Source organism: Nonomuraea sp. NPDC048881 (assembly GCF_040649795.1).
Classification (GTDB): Bacteria; Actinomycetota; Actinomycetes; order Streptosporangiales; family Streptosporangiaceae; genus Nonomuraea.
On sequence record NZ_JBEZGC010000007.1, the window covers coordinates 145,894 to 165,941 of the forward strand.

The following is a 20,048-nucleotide window of genomic DNA, read 5'->3' on the forward strand; positions in this document are numbered from 1 at the left end:
GAGATTGCCGCATTCGTCGCCGGGGGAGGCTGCGGTCCAGGGGGAATCATGAAAGCGCGGATCATCGTGTACGGGCTGCTGGCCGCGACCCTGACGGGCTGCGCGGGCAGCGGCGGCGGGGCGGACGGGAAGGTGGCGGCCGTCGTCGACGCCCAGGCCATGGCCCAGCTCCGTGAGGTGCTGACCAGGCGGCCGAGCCTGCCGGACGGCTTCGCGCAACGGCCCGAGCAGGCCTGGCGGGTGCCGTTCGGCCGGGTGGACCAGGCGTGCCGGGCCGCGCTCGACGTGGCGGCCGGGCACGCGCCCGAGGAGGGGCTCACCGGCCAGGCGGCGGTCAGCTACCAGGGGGACGGCCTGGGGGAGCGGGCGGCCGTCGGCCTGGCCAGGTACGCCGGCGAGGAGGCCGAGGCGCGCTTCGACGACCTCAGCGAGGCCCTGGAGTCGTGCAGGGAGATCCGGACGTCGGGCGGCACCGCCCTGCGGGCCCGCAGGCTGGACGTCGGCGACGCCGCCCGCTCCGGGGACGAGGCCGCCGCGGCACGGCTGCGCGGACGGCTGAACGGCTACCCGTACGCCCTCGACGTCGTGCTCTCGCGGGACGGCGACACGCTGGTGTCGGTCGTGCACGCGGGCATGAGCGACGTCGACCGGGACCGGACGAGGAAGCTGGTCGCCGCCCTGCTGTCGATGTCCACGGCCTAACCTGGTTCCCGTGACTCTCGATCCTGAAGACAGCAAGATCATCACCCTGGCGCGGGCGGTCAGGGCGCGCAACGAGGCCGCCGAGGGCGCCGCCGTGCGCGACGAGACCGGCCGCACGTACTCGGCGACCGGCGTCGCGTTGTCGTCGCTGACGCTGTCGGCCGTGCAGGTCGCGGTGGCCATGGCCGTCTCCGGCGGCGCGCGCTCGCTGGAGGCGGTCGCGCTGGTGACGGCGGGCGAGCCCGACCCGGCCGACGAGGCGGTCGCGGCCGAGCTGGGCGTCAAGGCCCTGCTCGTGGCCGGTCCCGACGGCACGCTGAGGTCCTGACGTGGCCATGTCGCCGTTCCTGGCCCGGCTGCGCGCTAAGATCGGCAACGACCTGCTCATGCTGCCGTCGGTCAACGGGTGCGTCTTCGACCGCGCCGGGCGGGTGCTGATGGCCCGGCACGGCGACGACGGCCTGTGGGCCACCCCCGGCGGCGGCGTCGACCCCGGCGAGCGCCCGCAGGACGCGGTGGTCAGGGAGCTGCGCGAAGAGCTGGCCGTCGAGGTCGAGGTACGCGGGCTGGTCGGCGTCTACGGCGGCCCCGAGTACCGCACGGTCTACCCCAACGGCCACGAGGTGGCGTACGTCATCGCCATGTACGCCTGCACCCTCGCCTCCGGCACGCCGACCCCCGACGGCGAGGAGATCAACGACTACCGGTGGGTGACCGAGCACGAGGCCGGCGGCCTGACGACGCCGGCCTGGACACCCCTTGCGCTGCCCGACGCGTTCGCCTGGTGGCGTGAACATGGCAGCTGATAAGCGACAATGCACAATGTGACTTCGCCAGACAATCATCGCGCCGGATTCGCCTGCTTCGTGGGAAGGCCGAACGTCGGCAAGTCCACACTGATGAACGCCCTGGTCGGCGCCAAGGTGGCGATCACCTCGTCCAAGCCGCAGACGACCAGGCGGGTCATCAGGGGCATCGTGCACCGCCCCGACGCCCAGATCGTCATCGTGGACACGCCGGGCCTGCACCGGCCGCGCACCCTCCTCGGCGAGCGGCTGGACAGCCTGGTGCTGTCCACGCTCACCGAGGTCGACGTGATCGGCTTCTGCGTGCCGGCCAACGAGCCGATCGGCAAGGGCGACCGCTTCATCGCCGACAAGCTGGCGGCGGTGAAGAAGACGCCCGTGGTCGCCGTGGTGACCAAGTGCGACCTGGCGAGCCGGGAGCAGGTCGCCCAGCAACTGCTCGCGGTGTCGCAGGTGGCCGAGTTCGCGGCGGTCGTGCCGGTGTCGGCGCAGTCGGGCGAGCAACTCGACGTGCTGGGCGACGTGCTGATCGAGCACCTGCCCGAGTCACCGCCGCTGTACGAGGGCGGGCAGCTCACCGACGAGCCCGAGCAGGTGATGGTGGGCGAGCTCATCAGGGAGGCGGCCCTGGAGGGCGTGCGCGACGAGCTGCCGCACTCGATCGCCGTGGTGGTCGACGAGATGATGCCCCGCGAGGGGCGCGACGACCTGCTCGACATCTACGCCCACATGTTCGTCGAGCGGCCCTCCCAGAAGGCCATCGTCATCGGGCACAAGGGCGAGCGGCTGCGCGACGTGGGCACCAAGGCCCGCAAGCAGATCGAGGCGCTGCTCGGCACGCGGGTCTACCTCGACCTGCGGATCAGCGTGGCCAAAGACTGGCAGCGCGACCCCAAGCAGCTGCGCCGCCTCGGCTTCTTCGACTGACGCCGCCGGTGACCCTGCCGGTGATCCCGCCGGTGATCCCGCCGGGCCGGGCGGTCAGCGTGCGCGGCGCACCAGGGCCAGCACGGACAGCACCACGATCGCGACCGAGCAGGCCAGCGCGGCGAACCAGCCGAACCTGATGACCGGCTCGACCGACAGCAGCCCGCCCAGGTCGATGGAGAGCCGGTCGCCGAGGCGCTGCGGGTCGGCGACGAACATCACCAGCAGCAGCGTGGCCACCGCGCCCGGCACCACCGCCAGCGCCGCCACGCGCGGCCGGCCGCCCAGCAGGCCCGTGACCCCGAGCGCCAGCGCGGCCAGCCCGGCGAGCAGCGTGTAGAGGCCCGTGCTGACGTCGACGCCGCGCACGTCGTCGGAGACGCCGGCGCCGATCAGGTCGCTGCGGGCCTCGACGCCGGCCCAGGGCATGATCGCGGTGAGCACCAGGAGGGCGGCCGCGACGGCGACGGCCAGCGCGGCGCCGCGGCGGGCGGACGTCGTCCGGGCGGGCTTGAGGTCATCGGCCACACGATCACTGTAAGCCGGGCCCCCGGCCCTCACCACCCGACGCGACGGACTCGTCACCAAGCCGGCCACCCACCGCGGCGGGCGGGGGTGGGGAGGGGGCGACGGGGCCCGGGTGATGGCCTGCGGGGTGCAGGGCCGCGGGGTAGTGGAGTGCGGACCCGCGGGGTGCACAGCAGCGGGGTCAGGGGGTGGAGAGGAAGGCGCGGGCGTTGGCGGCGGCACGGCGGTCGCCGGTCTCGTCGAAGACCTCCAGGGCGGCCCTGGCCAGCTCGCGGGCGCGCCCGGCGGCCCCCTCGGCCCGGTTGACCCCGGCCAGGGCCAGCAGCGCGTACGCGTCCAGCAGGCGGTCGCCGAGCCGTACGGCGATGCCCCTGGCACGTTCGGCGGCCGACCTGGCGTCGGCTCTGGCGCCCTGCGCCAGCCGTACGGCGGCCAGGTCGAGCAGGGTGTCGGCCTGCCGATGACGGTCGCCCAGCTCCGTCAGGTGACCGACGGCCGCCAGGAGGTGGACGGCGGCCTCCTCCAACCGGCCCGCGCGGCGCAGCACCGCGCCGAGCACGCGCTCGGCGTCGGCGGCGTCCCGCTGGTGGTCGGCCGCCTCCAGGCAGGCCAGCAGCGCCCGCTCGGCCTCCTCCAGCCGGTCCCGCTCCAGGTGCACCCGGCCCAGGCGGCGCCGGGTCTGGTTGACGTCGCGGGTGCGGCCCTGCCGCAGGAACATGCCGAGCGCCAGCCGCAGCTTCTCGTGGGCCAGGTCCCATTCGCGCTCGGCCAGGTGCAGGTCGCCCTGGCCGAGCAGGACGAGCGCCTCACCCCGGTCGTCCCCGGCCCGCCGCGCCGACTCCAGCGCCCGCTCCGAGACCGCCCGCCAGTCGTCGAGGAACCGGTGCCGCTCCAGGTACGGCCCCAGCAGGTGCGCCAGCCGCCAGCACGGATCGTCGAGCCCGGCGGCGTGCAGATCGGCCACCAGGCTCACCAGGAACGGCCGCTCGGCGTCCAGCCACTCGACCGACTCCCTGATGTCCCTGGTCGCCACGGCCGTGCCGGGGTCGCCCGACACCAGCGAGAAGCGCGAGGCGCGCACCCGGGCCAGAACGAGCTCCGACACCTCGGCCAGCACGCCCGGCAGCGGCTGCTCGCGCGCGAACAGCCGGGTCAGGTCGTGCATGCGGTAGCGGATCTGGCCGGCCGCGTCCACGCCGTGCGTCTCCAGCAGGCCGGCGTCCACCAGGGCCTCGGCGCCGCCGCCGAGCCGGTCGGTGAGCCAGTCGGCGAAGTCGGGGGCCGACAGGGCGCCGAGGCCGCGTAACGTCCGCCTGGCCGGTTCGGGCAGCCCGTCGTAGCCGATGGCGAACACGCTGCGGACCGTCTGGTCGCCCGCGTGCAGCCGGTCGAGCCGCTTGTGCTCGTCCTCAAGGAGGCCCACCAGGTAGTCCACCGTCCAGTTCGGGCGGGCCGCCAGCCTGGACGCGGCGATGCGCAGCGCGATCGGCAGGCCGCCGCAGAAGCGGGCCAGCCGGTGCAGCGCCTCGTCCGCGGGCCGTCCGGAGCCGGCCACGAGCAGGGCCAGGGCGTCCTGCCGGTCGAGCACACCGACCGACAGCCGGGTCGCGCCGGTCAGGCCGCCCAGCGACGAGCGGCTGGTCACGACCGTCGGGCAGGACGTCAGCAGCGGGCGCACCTGGGCCTCGCCGGCGGCGTTGTCCAGCAGGACCAGCAGGCGGCGGTTGGCCGTGTAGGTGCGGAACAGGCGCTCGCGCTGCTCCAGCCCGGCCGGGATGGCCTGGGCCGGGCAGCCGAGCCAGCGCAGGAAGTCCTCCAGGACGGCCGAGGGGGCCGTGGTCTCGCGCAGGTCGGCGTACAGGATGCCGTCGGGGAAGGACTCGCGGGCCCGCCAGGCGGCGTGCACGGCCAGGGCCGACTTGCCCGCGCCGGCCTGGCCGTGCACGACGACGTGGCCGCCGACCACCCGGTCGAGGAGGTCGGCGCGGCCGGTGAAGTTCGCGATGTCCGGCGGCAGCAGCACCGGGGGGCCCGCCGAGACGTGCAGCGACACGTCGTCGTGGAGCATGCGGTGGTAGAGCAGCTGCAGCTCGGGGTCGGGCTCGATCGCGTGGCCGCCGTCGAGCTGGTCGCGCAGCACCGCGTACGCGGCCAGCGCGTCGACCCGGCGGCCGCTGCGGTAGAGGGCCAGCATGTACTGGCCGCGGAAGCGCTGCCACAGCGGGTGCTGCTTGGTCAGCCGTTTCAGCTCGGCCAGCAGCTCGCGGTGGCGGCCGGCGTCGAGGTCGGCCTGGACGCGGCGTTCCAGGGCGAGCAGGCGCAGCTCCTCCAGCTCCTCGCGCAGGCGCCGGGTCTCCTCCCACCGCTCGCCGTCGGGGTCGAGGTCCTCCAGGGCGGGGCCGCGCCACAGCGACAGCGCCTCCTCGTACGAGCCGCGCTCGACCAGCAGCCGGAACCGGTCGACGTCGAGCTGGTGCGCGCCGATCGCCAGCACGTACGAGCCGGACACGGTCGTGATCACGTCCTTGCCCAGGAGCTGGCGGAGCTGGCCCACGTACCCGCGGACGAGGGAGTCGGAGCGGTCGCCGCCCTCGCGTGGCCACAGCAGCCGGCGCAGCCGTTCCACGGTCAGCGGGCGGCCCGCGTTCAGCAGGAACATCGCCAGCAGGTCCCGGTGCTTCGGGGTCGTGGGGGTGCGATCCCGGCCGCCGTCGCGGACGTCGAGCGGCCCCATGATGCGGAATTCCACGCGGCCTTCCTTTTCGGAGGAGATGTCGATCAGAATGGCACATCTGATGGCTCCCCTGATTTCGTCCGACCCTCACCGCTTGGGCCGTTACTGGCTGGCCGCACGGCTGGGTGCGGGCGGCCAGGGCGTGGTCTACGAGGCGTACGGCGAGGCCGGGGAGCGCGTCGCGGTCAAGGTGCCCAGGTCCGACAGCGCGGAGTCGCGGTCCAGGCTGGCCAAGGAGGCGGCGGCGGCCCAGCGGGTGGCCTCGTTCTGCACGGCCAGGGTGATCGAGGCGCAGGTGGACGACGCGCCGCTGTACATCGTCAGCGAGTACGTCCCGGGGCCGAGCCTGCGGGAGGTGGCCGCGGAGGCGGGGGCGTACGAGGGGGACGCGCTGCGCCGCCTGGCGATCGGCGTCGCGACCGCGCTGACGGCCATCCACCGGGCCGGGATCGTCCACCGCGACCTCAAGCCGGACAACATCATCCTGGGCCCGGACGGCCCGCGCGTGATCGACTTCGGCGTGGCCAGGGAGGTGGGGCCGACCACGACCGGGCCGATCATGGGCACGCCGGGCTACATGGCGCCCGAGGTGCTCACCGGGCGCGCCGCCACCGAGGCGGCCGACGTGTGGGCGTGGGGGATGGTGGTGCTGTTCGCGGCGCGGGGGCGCGACGCGGTCGAGGCCGGCGAGCCGATGGCGGTCGTGGGCCGGGTGCTGGAGTTCGAGGCGGACGTCGCCGGGCTGCCGGAGGAGCTGGCCCCGCTGGTGTCGGCCGCCACCGCCCGTGATCCCGCCGCCCGTCCCGCAGCCGGGGACCTGCTGCTCCGCCTGCTGGGGGAGGGCGCCCGCCGGGACGCCGGCGACCCGCTGGCCCGTGGCGGGATCGTGGCGGGGGAGCTGAGGGGGCAGGCCGGGCCCGATCTGGGGGCGATCGCCGAAGAGCTCTACGGCGAGCTGAGCGAGGACGAGCGGACGGCCGTGCCCGAGGTCTTCCTGCGGCTGCTCGACGACGACGGCCTGCGTCCCGTGGAGCGCGAGGAGCTGCCCGAGACCAAGGCGGTCGACTCGATGCTCGCCGTGTTCGTCTCGGCGGGCATCCTGGCGCAGGACGGTGACGCGTACGAGCTGGTCGCCCCCGGCCTGGTGCAGGCGTGGCCGCGGCTGCGCGACTGGCTGGCGGGCAACCGCGAAGGGCTGCCCGTGCACCGCCGCCTGGCCGAGGCCGCCGCCGAATGGGACGCCCACGGCCGCAAGCCCGCCGACCTGCTCCAGGGCACCAACCTGGACCGCACGCTGCAGTGGGCCGCCACCGAACGCAAGGACCTCACCCTGGCCGGACGCGAGCGCGACTTCCTGGACGCCGCCGCCGGACAGGCCCGCAGGCGCACCCGGCGGCGCGGCCTGCTCGCGGCCGTGCTGGCGGTGCTGCTGGTGGTGGCGCTGGGCGGGCTCGGCGCGGCGGAGTACCTGCGCAGGGAGTCGGCCCGGCAACGGGACGAGGCGCTGGCCAGGGAGCTGGCGCTGCGCGCCGCCGGGCTGCGCGAGCTGGAGCCCGCGCTGGCCGGCCTGCTCTCCGTGGCGGCCTGGCGGCTGGCCCCGGCACTGGTCGAGACGGCGGGCACGCTGTACGACGCGGGCTCCCAGCACGTCACCGACGTGTTCGTGGCGCCGTACGTGGACGCGGGGAGCGTGCAGGCGCTCAGCACGGACGGTCACGTCCTGGCCTCCGTGACGGACGGCACCGCCCGCGTCTGGGACGTCCCGACCGGCCGGAAGCTGCACGAGCTGGCCGGACTCGGCGCGGGCGTGCGGAGCGTCGCCGTGAGCCTCGACGGCCGCCTGCTGGCCGCCCTGGACGACAAGGGCGTGCGGCTGTGGGACGCCGTCACCGGCAGCCGCCTCGGCGGCCGGTTCGCGAGCAGGGCGAGCGGATTCGGGGCGCTGGAGTTCGACCGCACCGGCCGCCGGCTCGCGGTGCCGTACGGCTCCGACGGCGAGCAATGGTGGGACGTCGCCACCCGTAAGCCCCTCACCGCCCCCGGCGGCGCGATACTCAACGGCGTCAGCCCCGACGGCCGCTACGGCTTCGTCGCCGACAGCGAGGACCGGTCCGAGGTGTGGGACCTGAGCCGCCGCCGGCGGCTGCACCTGCCGACGCTGCCCGGCACCGGCACCACCGTCGAGGCCAGGTTCAGCGACGACGGCCGCGCCCTCGTGGTCGTCGAGGACGTGGCCCGCCACGACAAACCCAAGGTCCGCCTGTACGAGCTGCCCTCCGGCACCACGGAGTACGAGCTCGAAGGCGCGAACGGCCAGGCCGCGGACCTGGTCTTCGACGGCCGGTACGTGGCCACGTGGGGTCCGGCGGACCAGCTCGTCCTGCGGCCGCGCGACAGCCTGGTGACCGCTCTGCTGCTCCCGGTGCCGGACGGCGTCACGCAGGTCCGCTTCGACCTGGCGGGAAAGGCCGTACGCCTGCTGAACGAGGCGGGCGGCGTCTCCACCGTCGATGTCTCCACGCTGTTCGATCCCCGGCTCGGCGATGAGCTGCCCGACCTGCGGATGAGCCCGGACGGCCGGGTCCTGGCCGTCAAGCGGGACGACCGGCTCGAACTGCTCGACCCGGCGACCCGCCGCCGTCTGGCCGGCCCGATCGCCTGGAAGGGCGACGGCTCGGCGATGGCCTTCAGCGCGGACGGCACGCGGCTGGCCTACGGCGACGGCGCCCGCGTCCGCGTGCTCGACGTCGCGAGCGGGCGGGAGACGCAGGTGTTCGGGCTGGCCGGGAAGGGGGCGGAGAAGGCCGACGCGCTCGCCTTCGACCCCGGCGGCCGGACCCTGGCCGTGCTGCCGTCCAGGTTCGAGGGGGAGCTGCCGCTGGAGCTGCACGACCTCACGAGTTCGCGGGCGCGGATCACGAAGGTGACGGGCGCCGGGCCCATGAGCTTCGCGCCGGACGGCTCGCGGCTGCTCATGGGAGGCCCTGAGGTGCGGCTCTACGATCCGGCGGGCGGGACCGCGCTGCCGGTGGGGGCCGAGGCGCGGCGGGTCGGCGGCGCCTTCGCCTACAGCCCGGACGGTCGCCAGGTGGCCTTCTCGCATCCTGACCGGATCACGCTGTGGGACCGGGACCTGCGGACCATGCTCGGCGCCTTCCCCAGCGTGCCGGGCGCGGAGCAGTTCGCGCTGCCGGTCTGGTCGCCCGACGGACGGCTGATCGCCACGTACGAGAAGGGCCCGCGGATCCGCCTGTGGGACGTCGCCTCGCGGCGGTACGTCGGGGTCGTGTTCGACGCGATGGCAGAGTCGGCGGGCGACAACGCCTGGCTCGGCTTCTCGGCCGACGGCACCAAGCTGTACACCCTGGACGACGACGGCGCCTTCCGTACGCACGACCTCGACCGGCGGCATGTGGCCGCGACCGTGTGCGCCCGCACCGGCCGCGCGCTCACGGCGGCGGAGTGGCGGGCGTACCTGCCGGGGGTCGAGCCGTTCGACGTGTGCCGCTAGGACGCCCAGGCGACGACCTGGAACCAGACCGCCTTGCCGGGCGGCACGGCGTTCCAGCCCCAGTCGTGGGACAGGCTGTGGACGATGGCCAGCCCCCGCCCCCGGCAGGCCAGCGGGTCGGCCTGGCCCATCCGGGGAAGGGTGGCGCACGAGTCGCGGACCTCCACGGTCAGCAGCCGGCCCTCCCGGACCACCACGACCCGGACGGGTTCCGCCGAGCGGGCGTGGGTGAGCGCGTTGGTGACCAGCTCCGAGACGAGAAGCTGGGCGATCTCGACGGCGGCCTCCGCCGCTTCGTGATCCTTGGCGACGTCGCGGACGAACCGCCGCACGGAGGAGACGCAGCCGGGGTGCCGGGGCATCCGCCGTTCGCCGAGGACCGTGTCCGGCAGGGGCCGCCGGTCGGCGAGCGTCACGGCGGGACTTTCGGATTTCATGTGGCCAGCGTGACGCCATATGACTACGGTCGGTAGTGATCTGATTGCAAGGAGTGGACTTTGAAGTCCGTGCCGTTGGCGTTGAACCCGGGCGAGGGGAGGGCAGGGTGGCCGACTTCTACGCGCCTCAGGCGATATGGGGCAGAGAGTTGCGGCACTACCGGAAGGCGGCGGGCCTGACACAGGGGCAGCTCGCCGAGCGCATCCATTTCAGCGAGGGCCTGATCAGCGGCGTCGAGACCGGTCAGCTCCCGGCCAGCCCCGAGTTCGCCGAGGCCTGCGACAAGGCCCTCGGCACCGGCGGAGCCCTGCGCCGCCTGCTCGACTGGCGCAAGGGTCAGATCTTCCCCTCCTGGTTCGGCAAGTGGCACGAGAAGGAGCAGGCGGCGCTCACCCTGCGCACCTACGAGCCGCTCCTGGTGCCCGGCCTCCTGCAGACCGAGCAGTACGCCCGCGCCCTGCTGCGCGGCAACGAGGCCGCGGTGGCCGCGCGCATGGAGAGGCAGGCGATCCTTGCCCGCGACGACCCTCCGTCGCTGCGCTGCGTCATCGACGAGGCGGTGCTGTTCCGGCCCATCGGCGGGCCGGAGCTGATGAAGGGTCAACTGCGGCGGCTGCTCGACGCGGTCACCCCGCGGCTCAGCATCCAGGTCCTCCCGCACGGGCTGCACTCCGGCTTGACGGGTGGCTTCGTGATCGCGACCCTGGACGGAGGCTCCGAGGTGTTGTACGCGGAAACCGCGGTGCGCGGCATCACGACGAGCGATCATGAGGACGTCTCGGCGGCCGTGGAGCGGTTCGAGGCCATCCGTACCGAGGCGTTGCCCTTGAGCATGTCCCTTGAAACGATAAAGAAAGCCATGGTGGAACGATGGACCTGAGCTGTGTCCAGTGGCAGAAGTCCAGTTTTTCCGGCGACAACGGCGGCAACTGCGTCGAGATCGCCGAGCTCAAGAACGTTCCTGGCGGCCCTGCGCACAAGGGCGGGCAGGCTGAGCTGGTCGTCGTGCGTGACTCCAAGGACCCCGACGGGCCCAAGCTGTTCTTCACGCCCGCCGAGTGGGACGCGTTCGTGGCGGGCGTGAAGGCGAGCGAGTTCGACCGCGCCTGACGGCGAGGTCACGGTGGGTTCAGCAGGTGGCGGGGCCGGCGTCCCGCTGGACCTCTATGGAGGGCGTCTCGCCAACGTGCGGCGGCATCGCGGACGCGGACATCAGCGGATCGCCCGGGGTGCCGCCGACCTTCTCCAGGAAGTCGGCCCACTCGGTCGGCACGGTGAGCGCGGTGATCGCGTACCACTCCCCGGCCATCGCGGGGTCGCCGCCTTCGAGCGAGACGGGCACGTCCCACTGGCCGGAGGCCCGCACGGGGTCGACGCGGTAGAAGCGGGTGTGTCTGGTGCGCGGCGTGCCGGTCGTCCGGCGTACGCCGATCAGCAGGGTCGTGCCCTCGGGCAGCGTGGCGGTGCCTCTCACCAGCGGGCAGGGCGAGGCGGTGGCCCCGGGGCCGGTGACGGGCGCGGTGATGACGAGCCGGGGCGTCTCCCGCTCGCTCTGCGCCTGGCTGTACTTCACCACGACGCCGGGCAGGCCCACCAGCGTCGTGGCCATGCCGACAATGGCGGTGGCCCACTTCCTTCTGACGCTCCATACGCGTGGAGCGGGCCCGGCGCCATGGCCGAGCTTTCGATTCTTGGCCATTTGCGGTATTTCCCCCGATCGTGCGCCGCGAGATGGATACGCGGAAACGCGACGTATCCGATTTTTTCCGGATAAACGTCGAATTGGAGTCTTTTGCTCAACGGGGTGGAAGGGTGTCAGTATGCACCCGATTTCGGGTGATGCCGTTTCCCCTGCTCATACCCTTGATCGTCCGCGTAACCCCCGGCCGAGGGTCTTTTTGAGATCAACTTGACGGTCGTTCTCAAAGTGCGAATCAGCGGCTATTGGCCCAAATGCGCGCCGATTGCACGATCTCCTCAAGGTTGTCGCTGTGCGCGCCCTGCCAGTAGACCTGTCCGCAGTCGCCGCACCGGCCGTAGGCGTCGTAGCTGCGCCGGGTGCCGGCCTCCAGCAGCGGCCCGACCTCCTCCTTCGTCACCGGCACGAGCACGCCGTTGCAGGCCGTGCAGCGCGTCCACGGGGCCAGCGGCGGCTCGAAGCGTTCGAGCACGTCGCGGAGCTGGTCGGCGGGGCGCGAGCCGCGGACGTAGGCGCCCAGCCACAGCGCGCGGCGGCGCAGCAGGCCGCGGTCCTGGGTGAGCAGCACCCGACACTCCTCGTTGGCCTGGACCACCAGCGCCGGGTCGTCCATGTCGTTGTGGTACGCGGTGTCCACGCCGAGCAGGCGCAACCGCCGGGCCAGCGTGCCGAGGTGCACGTCGAGCAGGAACCGCGGCCCGGCGGGCAGCGGCTGCGGCCGGGGCGTCGGGTGCACCTCGACCGTCTCGCCCGGCGCGAGCAGGTGGGACGGGGCCACGCCGCGGCCTTCCGACAGCATCGGCCCCGCCTCGGTCAGCGGGATGCCGAGCGACTCCACGTGATGGCCGAGCGTCGAGGTGCCGTCGGTGGTCACCCGCTGCCACTCCCCCCGGCGGCTCACGGGCACGAACATCCTCAGCTCGGCGGCGATGCGCAGGCGTGCGTCCCGTTCGGTCACACTGTCCATTCTGCGCGACCGGATACCGTGACATCATGCCCATGTCCCGCCGAGCCTTCCTCGGGCTCGCCGTGCTCGTGGCCGGCTGCTCCACGGCCAGCCCCGCCGAGCTGCGGCTGGTCACCGGGCTGGCGGGCGGCCCGTACGGCGCGCTCGGGCAGCGGCTGGCGGGCGAGCTGCGGCACGACGGGCTGACCGTGCGGGTGGTGGAGACCGCGGCCAGCGTCCAGAACCTCACCATGATGGCCGGCGGCCGGGCCGACGTCGGGTTCGCGCTGGCCGACAGCGCCGACGACGCGGTCAGGGTGCGCCACCAGCCGGTCTCCGCGCTGGCCCGGATGTACATGAACTACGTGCATCTGGTCGTCCGCGAGGGCGCGCGCATCACCGGCGTCGGCGACCTGGCGGGGCGTCCGGTGTCGATCGGGGTCGAGGGGTCGGGCACGGCGGTGACCGCGACGCGCGTGTTGTCGGCCGCCGGGCTGCGCACGCCGCCGCAGATCACCAGGCTCGGCCTCGACGCCTCCGTCACCGAGCTGCGCGGCGGCCGCATCGAGGCGTTCTTCTGGTCGGGCGGCGTGCCGACGCCCGCGCTCGCCGCGCTCGACGACATCGCGCTGGTGCCGCTGGAGTCGCTGGTGCCGGTGCTGCGCCGCCGCTACGGGCCGGTCTACGAGCACGCCGCCGTGCCGGCCGGCGCGTACGGGCTGGCCAGGCAGGTGCCGACCGTGGGCACGCCGAGCTACCTGATGTGCCGTACGACGCTCCCCGACGACCTGGCCTTCACCGTCACCGAGACGCTCTTCCGCGCCCGCGACCGCCTCCAGGCCCCCTCGGCTCCCGGCGGCCGCCTCGACAGGCGTTACGCCATCGGCACCGGCGTCGTGCCCCTGCACCCGGGCGCGGCCCGCTACTACCGCTCGGTCTACGGCTGAGCCAGGGCCAGCTCGACCACCAGCCCGTGCGGCACGGCGGGCAGCAGCCGCAGGGTGGCCCCGCACGCCTTGGCCAGCTCGGCCGCGATGGCCAGGCCGAGCCCGCTGCCCGGGACGTTCGCGTGCGCCCCCGACCGCCAGAACCGCCCCAGCGCCTCGGCCCGCTCCTCCGCGCCCAGCCCCGGCCCGTCGTCGGCGACGCGCAGCGTCCCGCCGTCGAGCGTGACCGTCACCGTGCCGCCCTCGGGGACGAACTTCTGGGCGTTGTCCAGGGCGATGTCGGCGATCCTGGCCGCCGCCTCCGGCACCACCGCGCCCGCGGGGACGTCGGCCACCAGGCACACGCCCTTGGCCGCGTAGACCTCGCGCCACACCGCCAGCCGCTCGCCGAGCCCGACCTCCTTGCCCGCCAGGCCCGCGCCCGCCTCGACCTTGGCCAGCGCCAGCAGGTCCTCCACCAGCAACGCCAGCCGGTCGAGCTCGGACATCGCCTCGGCGTACTCGGCCGTGCCCTCCTCGCGCAGGTGCGGCTCCAGGTTCTCCAGCCGCAGCCCGAGCACGGTGAGCGGGGTGCGCAGCTCGTGCGAGGCGTCGGCCACGAACGCGCGCTGCCGTTCCATCGCCGCCGAGACCGCGTCGGCCATCGCGTTGAAGCGCTCCTCCAGCCGCCGCAGCTCCGACGGGCCCGCCCCGGGATGCGCCCGCGCGTCGAGCTGACCCTGCGCGATGGCCCGCGTGGTGCGGTCGAGCTCGGTCACCGGCCGCAGGATCCAGCGGGCCAGCCGCCGGGCCGCCAGCGCCGACCAGGCCAGCGCGACCAGCGCCCCCGCCGCCAGCGCGCCCCAGACCAGCGACACGTCCAGCCGGGCCTGCCCGGTCGGGGCCTCCAGCAGCACCACGCCGGACACCTGCGCGTCACGCCCGGCGGGCTCGGCCAGCAGCACCGTGGCCGGGCCGAACGGGCTGACCGTGGGCAGGTCCTCGGTCGTGCGGCCGGACAGCGCGAGCCGGGTCGCCTCCCGGTCGTCGGCCTCGAACCGGCCGGCCGAGACCAGGATCGAGCCGTCGCGGTCGCGCACCCGGACGGCCGCGCCGTACAGGTCGGCGTAGCGGGAGACCTCGGTGATCAGGCCCGTGCGGTCGTCGTCGCGGGCCGCGGCGTCGGCCAGCTCGGCGAAGCGGGTGGCGTCGGCGCGCCGGTCGAGCAGCAGGCGGTTGGTCCGGTGGGAGGCGTAGGCCAGGCCGAGCGGCACCGCCAGCGCCGCGATCAGGAAGACGATCAGCGTGGTGAACGTGACCACCAGCCGCGCGTTCATCCCGCCGGGCCCAGCCGGTAGCCGGTGCCGCGCAACGTCTCCACCAGCCCGGGACGCCCGGTCTTGGACCGCAGCCCCGCCACGTGCACGTCGAGCGACCGGGACGCCGACAGCAGCGGATCGCCCCAGACCTCGTCGAGGATCTCCTCCCGGCTGCGCACCACGCCCGGCTCGCGGGCCAGCAGCGCCAGCACGTCGAACTCGCGCCTGGTCAGCGCCACCGGCCGCCCGGCCACCGTGACCTGCCTGCACTCCAGGTCGATGCGGACGTCGCCGACGCACACCACGTGGTCGCGCGCCGGCATCGGACGCGTGCCGCGCCGCAGCACCGCCTCCATGCGGGCCATCAGCTCGACCGTGCGGAACGGCTTGACCAGGTAGTCGTCGGCCCCCGAGCGCAGTCCGCGCAGCACCTCGCGCTCCTGCGTGCGCGCGGTGACCACGATGAGCGGCACCGCCGAGACGCGGCGCAGCCGGCGCAGCACGTCGAGCCCGTCCATGTCGGGCAGGCCCAGGTCGAGCAGGACGAAGTCGACGCCCCCCGCCAGGCGGAGGGCGTCGACGGCCAGGCCGGCGCGGGTGACCGAATGGCCGTGCCGGGCCAGCGCCGTAGTGAGCGCGGAGGCGAGACGATCGTCGTCCTCGACCAGGAGAACCCGCATGGTGCCAGGTTAGACGCGGGCGGTGACCGGATCCGACGGCTCGGCGCCCTCGCTACGGGACAGCGCCGCGTCGCGGGTCTCGCGCATGGTCAGGTAGACGACCAGGGAGACGGCGGCGCAGGCGGAGACGTACCAGTAGAAGCCGGACTCGATGCCCTTGTCCTTGAACCACAGGGCGACGTACTCCGCGGTGCCGCCGAACAGGGCGTTCGCGATCGCGTACGGCAGCGCCACCCCCAGCGCGCGCACGTGCGTCGGGAACAGCTCGGCCTTCACCACCGCGTTGATCGAGGTGTAGCCGGTCACGATCACCAGGCCGGCGAGCGACAGGACGAGCGCGCCCCCGAAGCCGCTCGCCCCGCCCAGCGCGGTCATCAGCGGCACCGTGCCCAGCATCGACCCGATCCCGAACGTGATCAGCAGCGGCCGGCGCCCGATGCGGTCCGACAACGACCCGGCCAGCGGCTGCAGGCACATGAAGATGAACAGCGCGCAGAAGCTGACCAGCGTGGCCGTCTCCTTCGGCAGGCCCGCGGTGTTCGACAGGTACTTGGTGAGGTACGTCGTGTAGGTGTAGTACGCGACCGTGCCGCCCATGGTCAGGGCGATGACCAGCAGCGCCTCCTTCTTGTGCGCCAGGAGCTGCCGGATGGTGCCCTTGTCCCGGCGCTCCTCTTCCTCCTCGCCGTACGCCTCCGTCTCCAGCAGGCTGCGGCGCAGGTAGAACACGACGGCGGCGGCCAGGGCCCCGACCACGAACGGCACCCGCCAGCCGTAGGAGTTCAGGGCCTCCTTCGACATCGTGTTCTGCAGGATGATCTGCAGGCCGAGGCCGACGAGCTGGCCGGCGGTCATGGAGACGTACTGGAAGCTGGAGGCGAGGCCGCGCCGGCCGCGCGGGGTGGCCTCGGTCAGGTACGTGGCGCTGGCGGCGTACTCGCCGCCCACCGACAGGCCCTGGAGCAGCCGCGCGACCACCAGGACCAGCGCGCCGGCGTAACCGACCGACTCGTACGTCGGCGCGATGGCGATCAGCAGCGCGCTGGCCGACATCAGCGTGACGGTGAGCGTGAGCGCCGCCTTGCGGCCCCGGCGGTCGGCGTACCGGCCGAGCAGCCAGCCGCCGAGCGGGCGCATGAAGAAGCCGACGGCGAAGATCGCCGCGGTGTTGAGCAGCTTGGCCGTGTCGTCCCCGTCAGGGAAGAACGAAGCGGCGAAGTACACGGCGAAGCTGCTGTAGACGAACCAGTCGTACCACTCGACCAGATTGCCGACGGAGCCGCCGATCACTGCCTTCCACGGCACGCGCGCTTTGTTCATGTAGGACCTCCTGGGGGGAGTGGATGCAGGCCAGAGCCTCTCCCCAGAAGGTTGTTCGGACAAGGTGCGGCGGCTCAGATCTAACGTGCGCTTAACATCGGGTTTTCCTCAGCGCAACGGGGGCCGGGCGTTCTTCGCGCGTTCGAGTGCCAGATCGGCCCACCACTCGCCGCTCTCCGGCGCCACCACGCCGCGTTCGGGGTCCTTGTCGCCGTTCGTGCCGCGTCGGCACCGTCCGCCGGAGCTGCCGGCCCGGGTGATCCACAGGTAGGCGTCCGCCAGCTCCTCGCCCGTGTCGGTCGTGGGCCGCTCGCCGACGCCCCGGCCCGGTGGATTGCACCAGGTCTGCGGGTCCTTGTACTTCTTCGTCGGTGACCACGAGCCCTGGCCGTTCCTGGCCGTGTCCACCACGAAGTGCGGCAGGTCGCCGCCGGGGTCGGCGTCCTTCGGGCAGGTGGCGCCGCCCGTCCTGCGCATGACGGCGATGCAGGCCGACAGCGACTTGCCGTACTCGACGGCCTTGGGGGTGGGCTGGAAGGAGGCGGTGTTGACGAAGAACCCGTCGGCCCGGTCGATCCCGGCGCCGATCAGGCGCTGGGCCATGACCTCGGTGCCGGGGTAGAGGTCCTGGCTGCCGTCGAGGTAGACGGCCGTGCCGGGGTGCCCGGTCTTGAGCGATTGCACGGCCTCGCGCAGGTCCCGGTAGCGCTGCTCGGCCGTGCCGGCCAGCGCGCAGTCCTTGGTGCCGGGCAGGTTGACCAGGCTGGACGGCTCCAGGATGACCACGGCCTTGCGGTCGCCGATCTGCCGGGCGACGCCCTTGACCCACTGCTGGTAGACCTGCATCTCGCCCGCGCCGACGGCGGCGCAGTCGCCGCCGCCCGGCATGTAGTTGACCAGGAAGACGGGCACGCCGCCCGCCTCCTGCGCGGCGGTCACGGCGGTCTCGACCGTGGCCCTGACCTCGGGCTGGTTCAGGCGGATGGCGTGCGGGACGGCGGCCAGCCGCTCCATGAGCGCGGCGTCGGCCGGGCGGTCCTTCTGCCACACGGCGGCCTGGCGGGCGGCGGCCTTCTCCTTCTCGGACCAGAAGGTGACGCCGTTCTCGCGCAGCGGGTTGCGGGGGGTCGCGGTGGAGGCCGGTTCTGTGCCGGTGGCCGTGCGGGTGCTCGCGGGGGTGTCGTCGTGGGGCCACAGCAGGGCCGTGGTGACGCCGGCGGCCGCCACCACGACCGCCGCGGCCGCGGCCAGCAGCCTCATGCGCCGCTTCCCCGCCGCCGTCGCGTCCGTCCCTTCGAGAGGAGAAGGGGGGACGGTGGCCGGCGTCCCGGCGGCGGGAGGTGAAGGGGGGACGGTGGGCGGCGTTCCGGTGGTGGGGGAGGGGGGTGGGGTGGGGAGGGCGGCGGAGGGGGTGGCGGTGCTGAGGGCGTCCATCAGGTCCTGGGCCGTGGGGCGGGCGGCCGGGCTCTTGGCCAGCGACGCGGTCACCAGGTCGAGCAGCGGCCCCGACAACCCCCGCAGCTCGGGAGCCTCGTTGACGATGCGTAACAGGATCGTCGGCACCGACCCCGACCCGAACGGCGGCAGCCCCCCGGCGGCGAAGGCGACCGTGCAGCCCCACGAGAAGATGTCCGAGGCCGGCCCGACCCGCGACCCCGCCACCTGCTCGGGCGACATGTACGACGGCGTCCCCACGATCGCGCTGCTCATCTCCGACTCCGCCAGCCGCGCGATGCCGAAGTCGATGACCTTGGGCCCCACCTGGGACAGCAGCACGTTCGACGGCTTGAGGTCACGGTGCACGACCCCGGCCCCGTGGATGGCCCGCAACGCCATCGCCATGGCCGCGGCCAGCCCGTCGAGCGCGGAGCCCGTCAGCGGCCCGGAGTCGCGCACCGCGTCGTCCAGGCTGGGCCCCTCGACGTACTCGGTGACCAGGTACGCCACGGCCGCGTGCACGTCGGCGTCGAGCACCGGGGCGGTGCAGAAGCGGGCGACCCGCCGGGCCGCGGCCACCTCGCGGGCGAATCTGCGCCGGAAGTCGGGGTCGGCGTCCATCCTGGCGTGGATGAGCTTGACGGCCACCCGGGTGCCGCCGGGCTCCTCGCCCAGGTAGACGACGCCCATGCCGCCCTCGCCCAGCCGGCCCAGGAGGGCGTAGCGCCCCACCTGCCGCGGATCCGCGTCCCTCAGCGCCTCCAACGTCATGACGTGTCAGGTTAGCCGGGGAAAGGTCAGACCGTCAGCCGCCACTCGTCCCACTCGTCGAGCAGCTCGAACCCCATGGCCTCGTTGATGGCCAGCATGTGGGCGTTGGACGTGGCGTTCCAGGTGATGATCCGCTCCAGGTGGGGCTCGCGCTCGCGCAGCCACAGCAGGTTGGACAGCTTGAGCAGCAGGCCCAGCCGATGGCCGCGGTGCTCGCGCAGGACGGTGGTGTCGGCCTGGTGGCCCCAGCCGTCGGAGCGGTCGGCGGTGAGGTAGATCCGCGTGTAGCCGGCGGGCGCGCCGTCGGACTCGCGCCTGGCGATCATCGTGTAACAGGTCTCGCCGCCGAGCGTGACGCGCTCCTCGCGCAGGCGCAGGCGGTCGAGGTTGAAGGTCATGTCCTCGACGTCGGCGTCGCGCGGGGCGTCGTTCATGCCGTTCATCAGCGTGGCGAGGTCGGCCAGCAGCTCAGGACCGGCCGGGCCGGCGAACCGCTCGACGCGGTAGCCGGGCACCTCGGGCAGCATGCCGCGCAGCGCGGCCCAGTCGGCCGTGCGCAGGTCGAGCGTGCGGCGGGCCTCCTGGAGCGCGACCGTCATCCCGTGGGCGCGGGCGAAGCGGGCGCCGACGCCGGTGGTGGGCGTCTCGGTGAGCAGCAGGGTGCGGCCGTGGGCGCGCATCCGGCCGAGGGCGTGCTCGAACAGCTCGCTCCCGAGGCCGCGGCCGCGCAGCTCGGGCCGGACCACGAGCGGGAACAGCCAGCCCATGTGCCGGTTGTCGGACTGGGGCAGCGCCAGGCTGTAGCCGCCGGCGACCTTGCCGCCGTCGGTCAGGACCCAGGACTCGACCCGGTCACCGGGAGGGCCGAGGAGGGCGATGACGGACAGGCGGGTGAGTGACAACTTGGGGCCGGGCTCGTGCGCGTGGGCGGCCAGGTAGGCGTCGTGCAGGCCCGTCATCAGCTCGCCCGGCCGGTCGAAGTCGATTGGCTGGATGTGCATCCGTCCAGCCAATCGCATCGGCGTGGCGTCTGGCCAGCCGTTTTACCGCCGCGGCCCTACTGCCGGTAGTTCTCCACCTCGCCGGCCGGGCGGACGGCCGCGCCGTCGGGGTCCTCGCCCGCGCCGCGCCTGGCCCTGCGCTGCCGGAGCAGGTCCCAGCACTGGTCGAGCGCCACCTCCAGCTGCTTGACCCGCGCGTGCTCCTCGTCGGAGGTGACCTCGCCCGCCGACAGCCTGCCGCGCAGCTCGTGCTCCTCGGCGACCAGAGCGCTGATCCTGGTGAGAATCTCGTCGTCCCGCATG

At 73.7% G+C, this 20,048-nt stretch carries 19 protein-coding genes; 8 read left to right on the forward strand and 11 right to left on the reverse strand.

Annotation, left to right across the window (positions count from 1 at the left end):
• The first annotated feature begins 48 nt into the window (after positions 1-48).
• The 4 genes from AB0C33_RS25590 to era are packed head-to-tail and all read left to right on the forward strand — an operon-like array spanning position 49 to position 2,435.
• Entirely contained in the window at positions 49-702 is a 654-nt protein-coding gene (locus AB0C33_RS25590) for a hypothetical protein (RefSeq protein WP_358292037.1), read from the forward strand.
• A gap of 1 nt (position 703) precedes the next feature.
• Positions 704-1,030 carry a cytidine deaminase gene (locus tag AB0C33_RS25595; RefSeq protein ID WP_352352801.1) on the forward strand — a complete coding sequence of 109 codons (327 nt, stop codon included), beginning with the start codon at positions 704-706 and terminating at the stop codon, positions 1,028-1,030.
• Between the two features lie 7 nt (positions 1,031-1,037).
• Positions 1,038-1,508: an NUDIX domain-containing protein gene (locus tag AB0C33_RS25600; protein ID WP_358292776.1), complete on the forward strand. Its 471-nt coding sequence runs from the start codon at positions 1,038-1,040 to the stop codon at positions 1,506-1,508.
• Between the two features lie 9 nt (positions 1,509-1,517).
• Entirely contained in the window at positions 1,518-2,435 is a 918-nt protein-coding gene (gene era, locus AB0C33_RS25605) for a GTPase Era (RefSeq protein WP_358292039.1), read from the forward strand.
• A 54-nt stretch (positions 2,436-2,489) separates the two neighbouring features.
• Here era and AB0C33_RS25610 read toward each other — a convergent pair whose 3' ends face one another.
• Both AB0C33_RS25610 and AB0C33_RS25615 read right to left on the reverse strand, forming a co-directional pair.
• The gene (locus tag AB0C33_RS25610; RefSeq protein WP_358292041.1) at positions 2,490-2,963 is read right to left on the reverse strand and encodes a hypothetical protein; all 474 of its coding nucleotides are present in this window, start codon (positions 2,961-2,963) and stop codon (positions 2,490-2,492) included.
• Between the two features lie 181 nt (positions 2,964-3,144).
• Complete coding sequence (locus AB0C33_RS25615) at positions 3,145-5,712, reverse strand: BTAD domain-containing putative transcriptional regulator (RefSeq protein WP_358292043.1); 2,568 nt, start codon at positions 5,710-5,712, stop codon at positions 3,145-3,147.
• Positions 5,713-5,791: 79 nt separating this feature from the next.
• Here AB0C33_RS25615 and AB0C33_RS25620 point away from each other — a divergent pair, with 79 nt between their 5' ends.
• Positions 5,792-9,208: a protein kinase gene (locus AB0C33_RS25620; protein ID WP_358292045.1), complete on the forward strand. Its 3,417-nt coding sequence runs from the start codon at positions 5,792-5,794 to the stop codon at positions 9,206-9,208.
• On the opposite strand, the gene AB0C33_RS25625 is transcribed toward AB0C33_RS25620, so the two are convergent.
• A complete protein-coding gene (locus tag AB0C33_RS25625; protein ID WP_358292048.1) occupies positions 9,205-9,645 on the reverse strand; it encodes an ATP-binding protein in 441 nt (146 codons plus the stop codon). The two genes, AB0C33_RS25620 and AB0C33_RS25625, sit on opposite strands and share 4 nt — an antisense overlap.
• A gap of 107 nt (positions 9,646-9,752) precedes the next feature.
• On the opposite strand from AB0C33_RS25625, the gene AB0C33_RS25630 reads away from it, so the two are divergent.
• Together AB0C33_RS25630 and AB0C33_RS25635 are read left to right on the forward strand one after the other, a co-directional pair.
• On the forward strand, positions 9,753-10,526 hold the full coding sequence (locus AB0C33_RS25630) for a helix-turn-helix transcriptional regulator (protein WP_352352480.1): 774 nt from the start codon (positions 9,753-9,755) through the stop codon (positions 10,524-10,526).
• Positions 10,517-10,756 carry a DUF397 domain-containing protein gene (locus tag AB0C33_RS25635; RefSeq protein ID WP_352352481.1) on the forward strand — a complete coding sequence of 80 codons (240 nt, stop codon included), beginning with the start codon at positions 10,517-10,519 and terminating at the stop codon, positions 10,754-10,756. Before AB0C33_RS25630 ends, AB0C33_RS25635 begins: the two co-directional genes overlap by 10 nt.
• Positions 10,757-10,775: 19 nt before the next feature.
• Here the strand turns inward: AB0C33_RS25635 and AB0C33_RS25640 are convergent, their stop codons facing one another.
• Both AB0C33_RS25640 and AB0C33_RS25645 read right to left on the reverse strand, forming a co-directional pair.
• On the reverse strand, positions 10,776-11,255 hold the full coding sequence (locus AB0C33_RS25640; RefSeq protein WP_358292051.1) for a hypothetical protein: 480 nt from the start codon (positions 11,253-11,255) through the stop codon (positions 10,776-10,778).
• Positions 11,256-11,580: 325 nt separating this feature from the next.
• Positions 11,581-12,312: a Mut7-C RNAse domain-containing protein gene (locus AB0C33_RS25645; RefSeq protein WP_358292053.1), complete on the reverse strand. Its 732-nt coding sequence runs from the start codon at positions 12,310-12,312 to the stop codon at positions 11,581-11,583.
• Between the two features lie 26 nt (positions 12,313-12,338).
• On the opposite strand from AB0C33_RS25645, the gene AB0C33_RS25650 reads away from it, so the two are divergent.
• A complete protein-coding gene (locus AB0C33_RS25650; RefSeq protein ID WP_358292055.1) occupies positions 12,339-13,238 on the forward strand; it encodes a TAXI family TRAP transporter solute-binding subunit in 900 nt (299 codons plus the stop codon).
• Here AB0C33_RS25650 and AB0C33_RS25655 read toward each other — a convergent pair.
• The 6 genes from AB0C33_RS25655 to AB0C33_RS25680 all read right to left on the reverse strand — a co-directional run bounded on the left by AB0C33_RS25655 (position 13,229) and on the right by AB0C33_RS25680 (position 20,047).
• The gene (locus AB0C33_RS25655) at positions 13,229-14,554 is read right to left on the reverse strand and encodes a HAMP domain-containing sensor histidine kinase (RefSeq protein WP_358292057.1); all 1,326 of its coding nucleotides are present in this window, start codon (positions 14,552-14,554) and stop codon (positions 13,229-13,231) included. The genes AB0C33_RS25650 and AB0C33_RS25655 overlap by 10 nt on opposite strands.
• Positions 14,551-15,216, reverse strand: coding sequence for a response regulator transcription factor (locus tag AB0C33_RS25660; protein WP_358292061.1), 666 nt, complete (start codon positions 15,214-15,216; stop codon positions 14,551-14,553). The genes AB0C33_RS25655 and AB0C33_RS25660 overlap by 4 nt, the downstream gene beginning before the upstream one ends.
• Positions 15,217-15,225: 9 nt before the next feature.
• Positions 15,226-16,536 carry an MFS transporter gene (locus AB0C33_RS25665; RefSeq protein WP_358292063.1) on the reverse strand — a complete coding sequence of 437 codons (1,311 nt, stop codon included), beginning with the start codon at positions 16,534-16,536 and terminating at the stop codon, positions 15,226-15,228.
• A 108-nt stretch (positions 16,537-16,644) separates the two neighbouring features.
• The gene (locus AB0C33_RS25670; protein WP_358292065.1) at positions 16,645-18,744 is read right to left on the reverse strand and encodes a glycoside hydrolase family 6 protein; all 2,100 of its coding nucleotides are present in this window, start codon (positions 18,742-18,744) and stop codon (positions 16,645-16,647) included.
• Positions 18,745-18,770: 26 nt separating this feature from the next.
• The gene (locus tag AB0C33_RS25675) at positions 18,771-19,745 is read right to left on the reverse strand and encodes a GNAT family N-acetyltransferase (protein ID WP_358292067.1); all 975 of its coding nucleotides are present in this window, start codon (positions 19,743-19,745) and stop codon (positions 18,771-18,773) included.
• Between the two features lie 56 nt (positions 19,746-19,801).
• Complete coding sequence (locus tag AB0C33_RS25680) at positions 19,802-20,047, reverse strand: DUF2630 family protein (RefSeq protein WP_352327988.1); 246 nt, start codon at positions 20,045-20,047, stop codon at positions 19,802-19,804.
• Between the last annotated feature and the right edge of the window lies 1 nt (position 20,048).

Coding starts and splice junctions, on each gene's coding strand:
- AB0C33_RS25660 (WP_358292061.1), bottom strand. CDS start 15,216: ATGCGGGTTCTCCTGGTCGAGGACGACGATCGTCTCGCCTCCGCGCTC.
- AB0C33_RS25675 (WP_358292067.1), bottom strand. CDS start 19,745: ATGCACATCCAGCCAATCGACTTCGACCGGCCGGGCGAGCTGATGACG.
- AB0C33_RS25655 (WP_358292057.1), bottom strand. CDS start 14,554: ATGAACGCGCGGCTGGTGGTCACGTTCACCACGCTGATCGTCTTCCTG.
- AB0C33_RS25680 (WP_352327988.1), bottom strand. CDS start 20,047: ATGCGGGACGACGAGATTCTCACCAGGATCAGCGCTCTGGTCGCCGAG.
- AB0C33_RS25650 (WP_358292055.1), top strand. CDS start 12,339: ATGCCCATGTCCCGCCGAGCCTTCCTCGGGCTCGCCGTGCTCGTGGCC.
- AB0C33_RS25590 (WP_358292037.1), top strand. CDS start 49: ATGAAAGCGCGGATCATCGTGTACGGGCTGCTGGCCGCGACCCTGACG.
- era (WP_358292039.1), top strand. CDS start 1,518: ATGCACAATGTGACTTCGCCAGACAATCATCGCGCCGGATTCGCCTGC.
- AB0C33_RS25625 (WP_358292048.1), bottom strand. CDS start 9,645: ATGAAATCCGAAAGTCCCGCCGTGACGCTCGCCGACCGGCGGCCCCTG.
- AB0C33_RS25635 (WP_352352481.1), top strand. CDS start 10,517: ATGGACCTGAGCTGTGTCCAGTGGCAGAAGTCCAGTTTTTCCGGCGAC.
- AB0C33_RS25600 (WP_358292776.1), top strand. CDS start 1,038: ATGTCGCCGTTCCTGGCCCGGCTGCGCGCTAAGATCGGCAACGACCTG.
- AB0C33_RS25645 (WP_358292053.1), bottom strand. CDS start 12,312: ATGGACAGTGTGACCGAACGGGACGCACGCCTGCGCATCGCCGCCGAG.
- AB0C33_RS25665 (WP_358292063.1), bottom strand. CDS start 16,536: ATGAACAAAGCGCGCGTGCCGTGGAAGGCAGTGATCGGCGGCTCCGTC.
- AB0C33_RS25670 (WP_358292065.1), bottom strand. CDS start 18,744: ATGACGTTGGAGGCGCTGAGGGACGCGGATCCGCGGCAGGTGGGGCGC.
- AB0C33_RS25640 (WP_358292051.1), bottom strand. CDS start 11,255: ATGGCCACGACGCTGGTGGGCCTGCCCGGCGTCGTGGTGAAGTACAGC.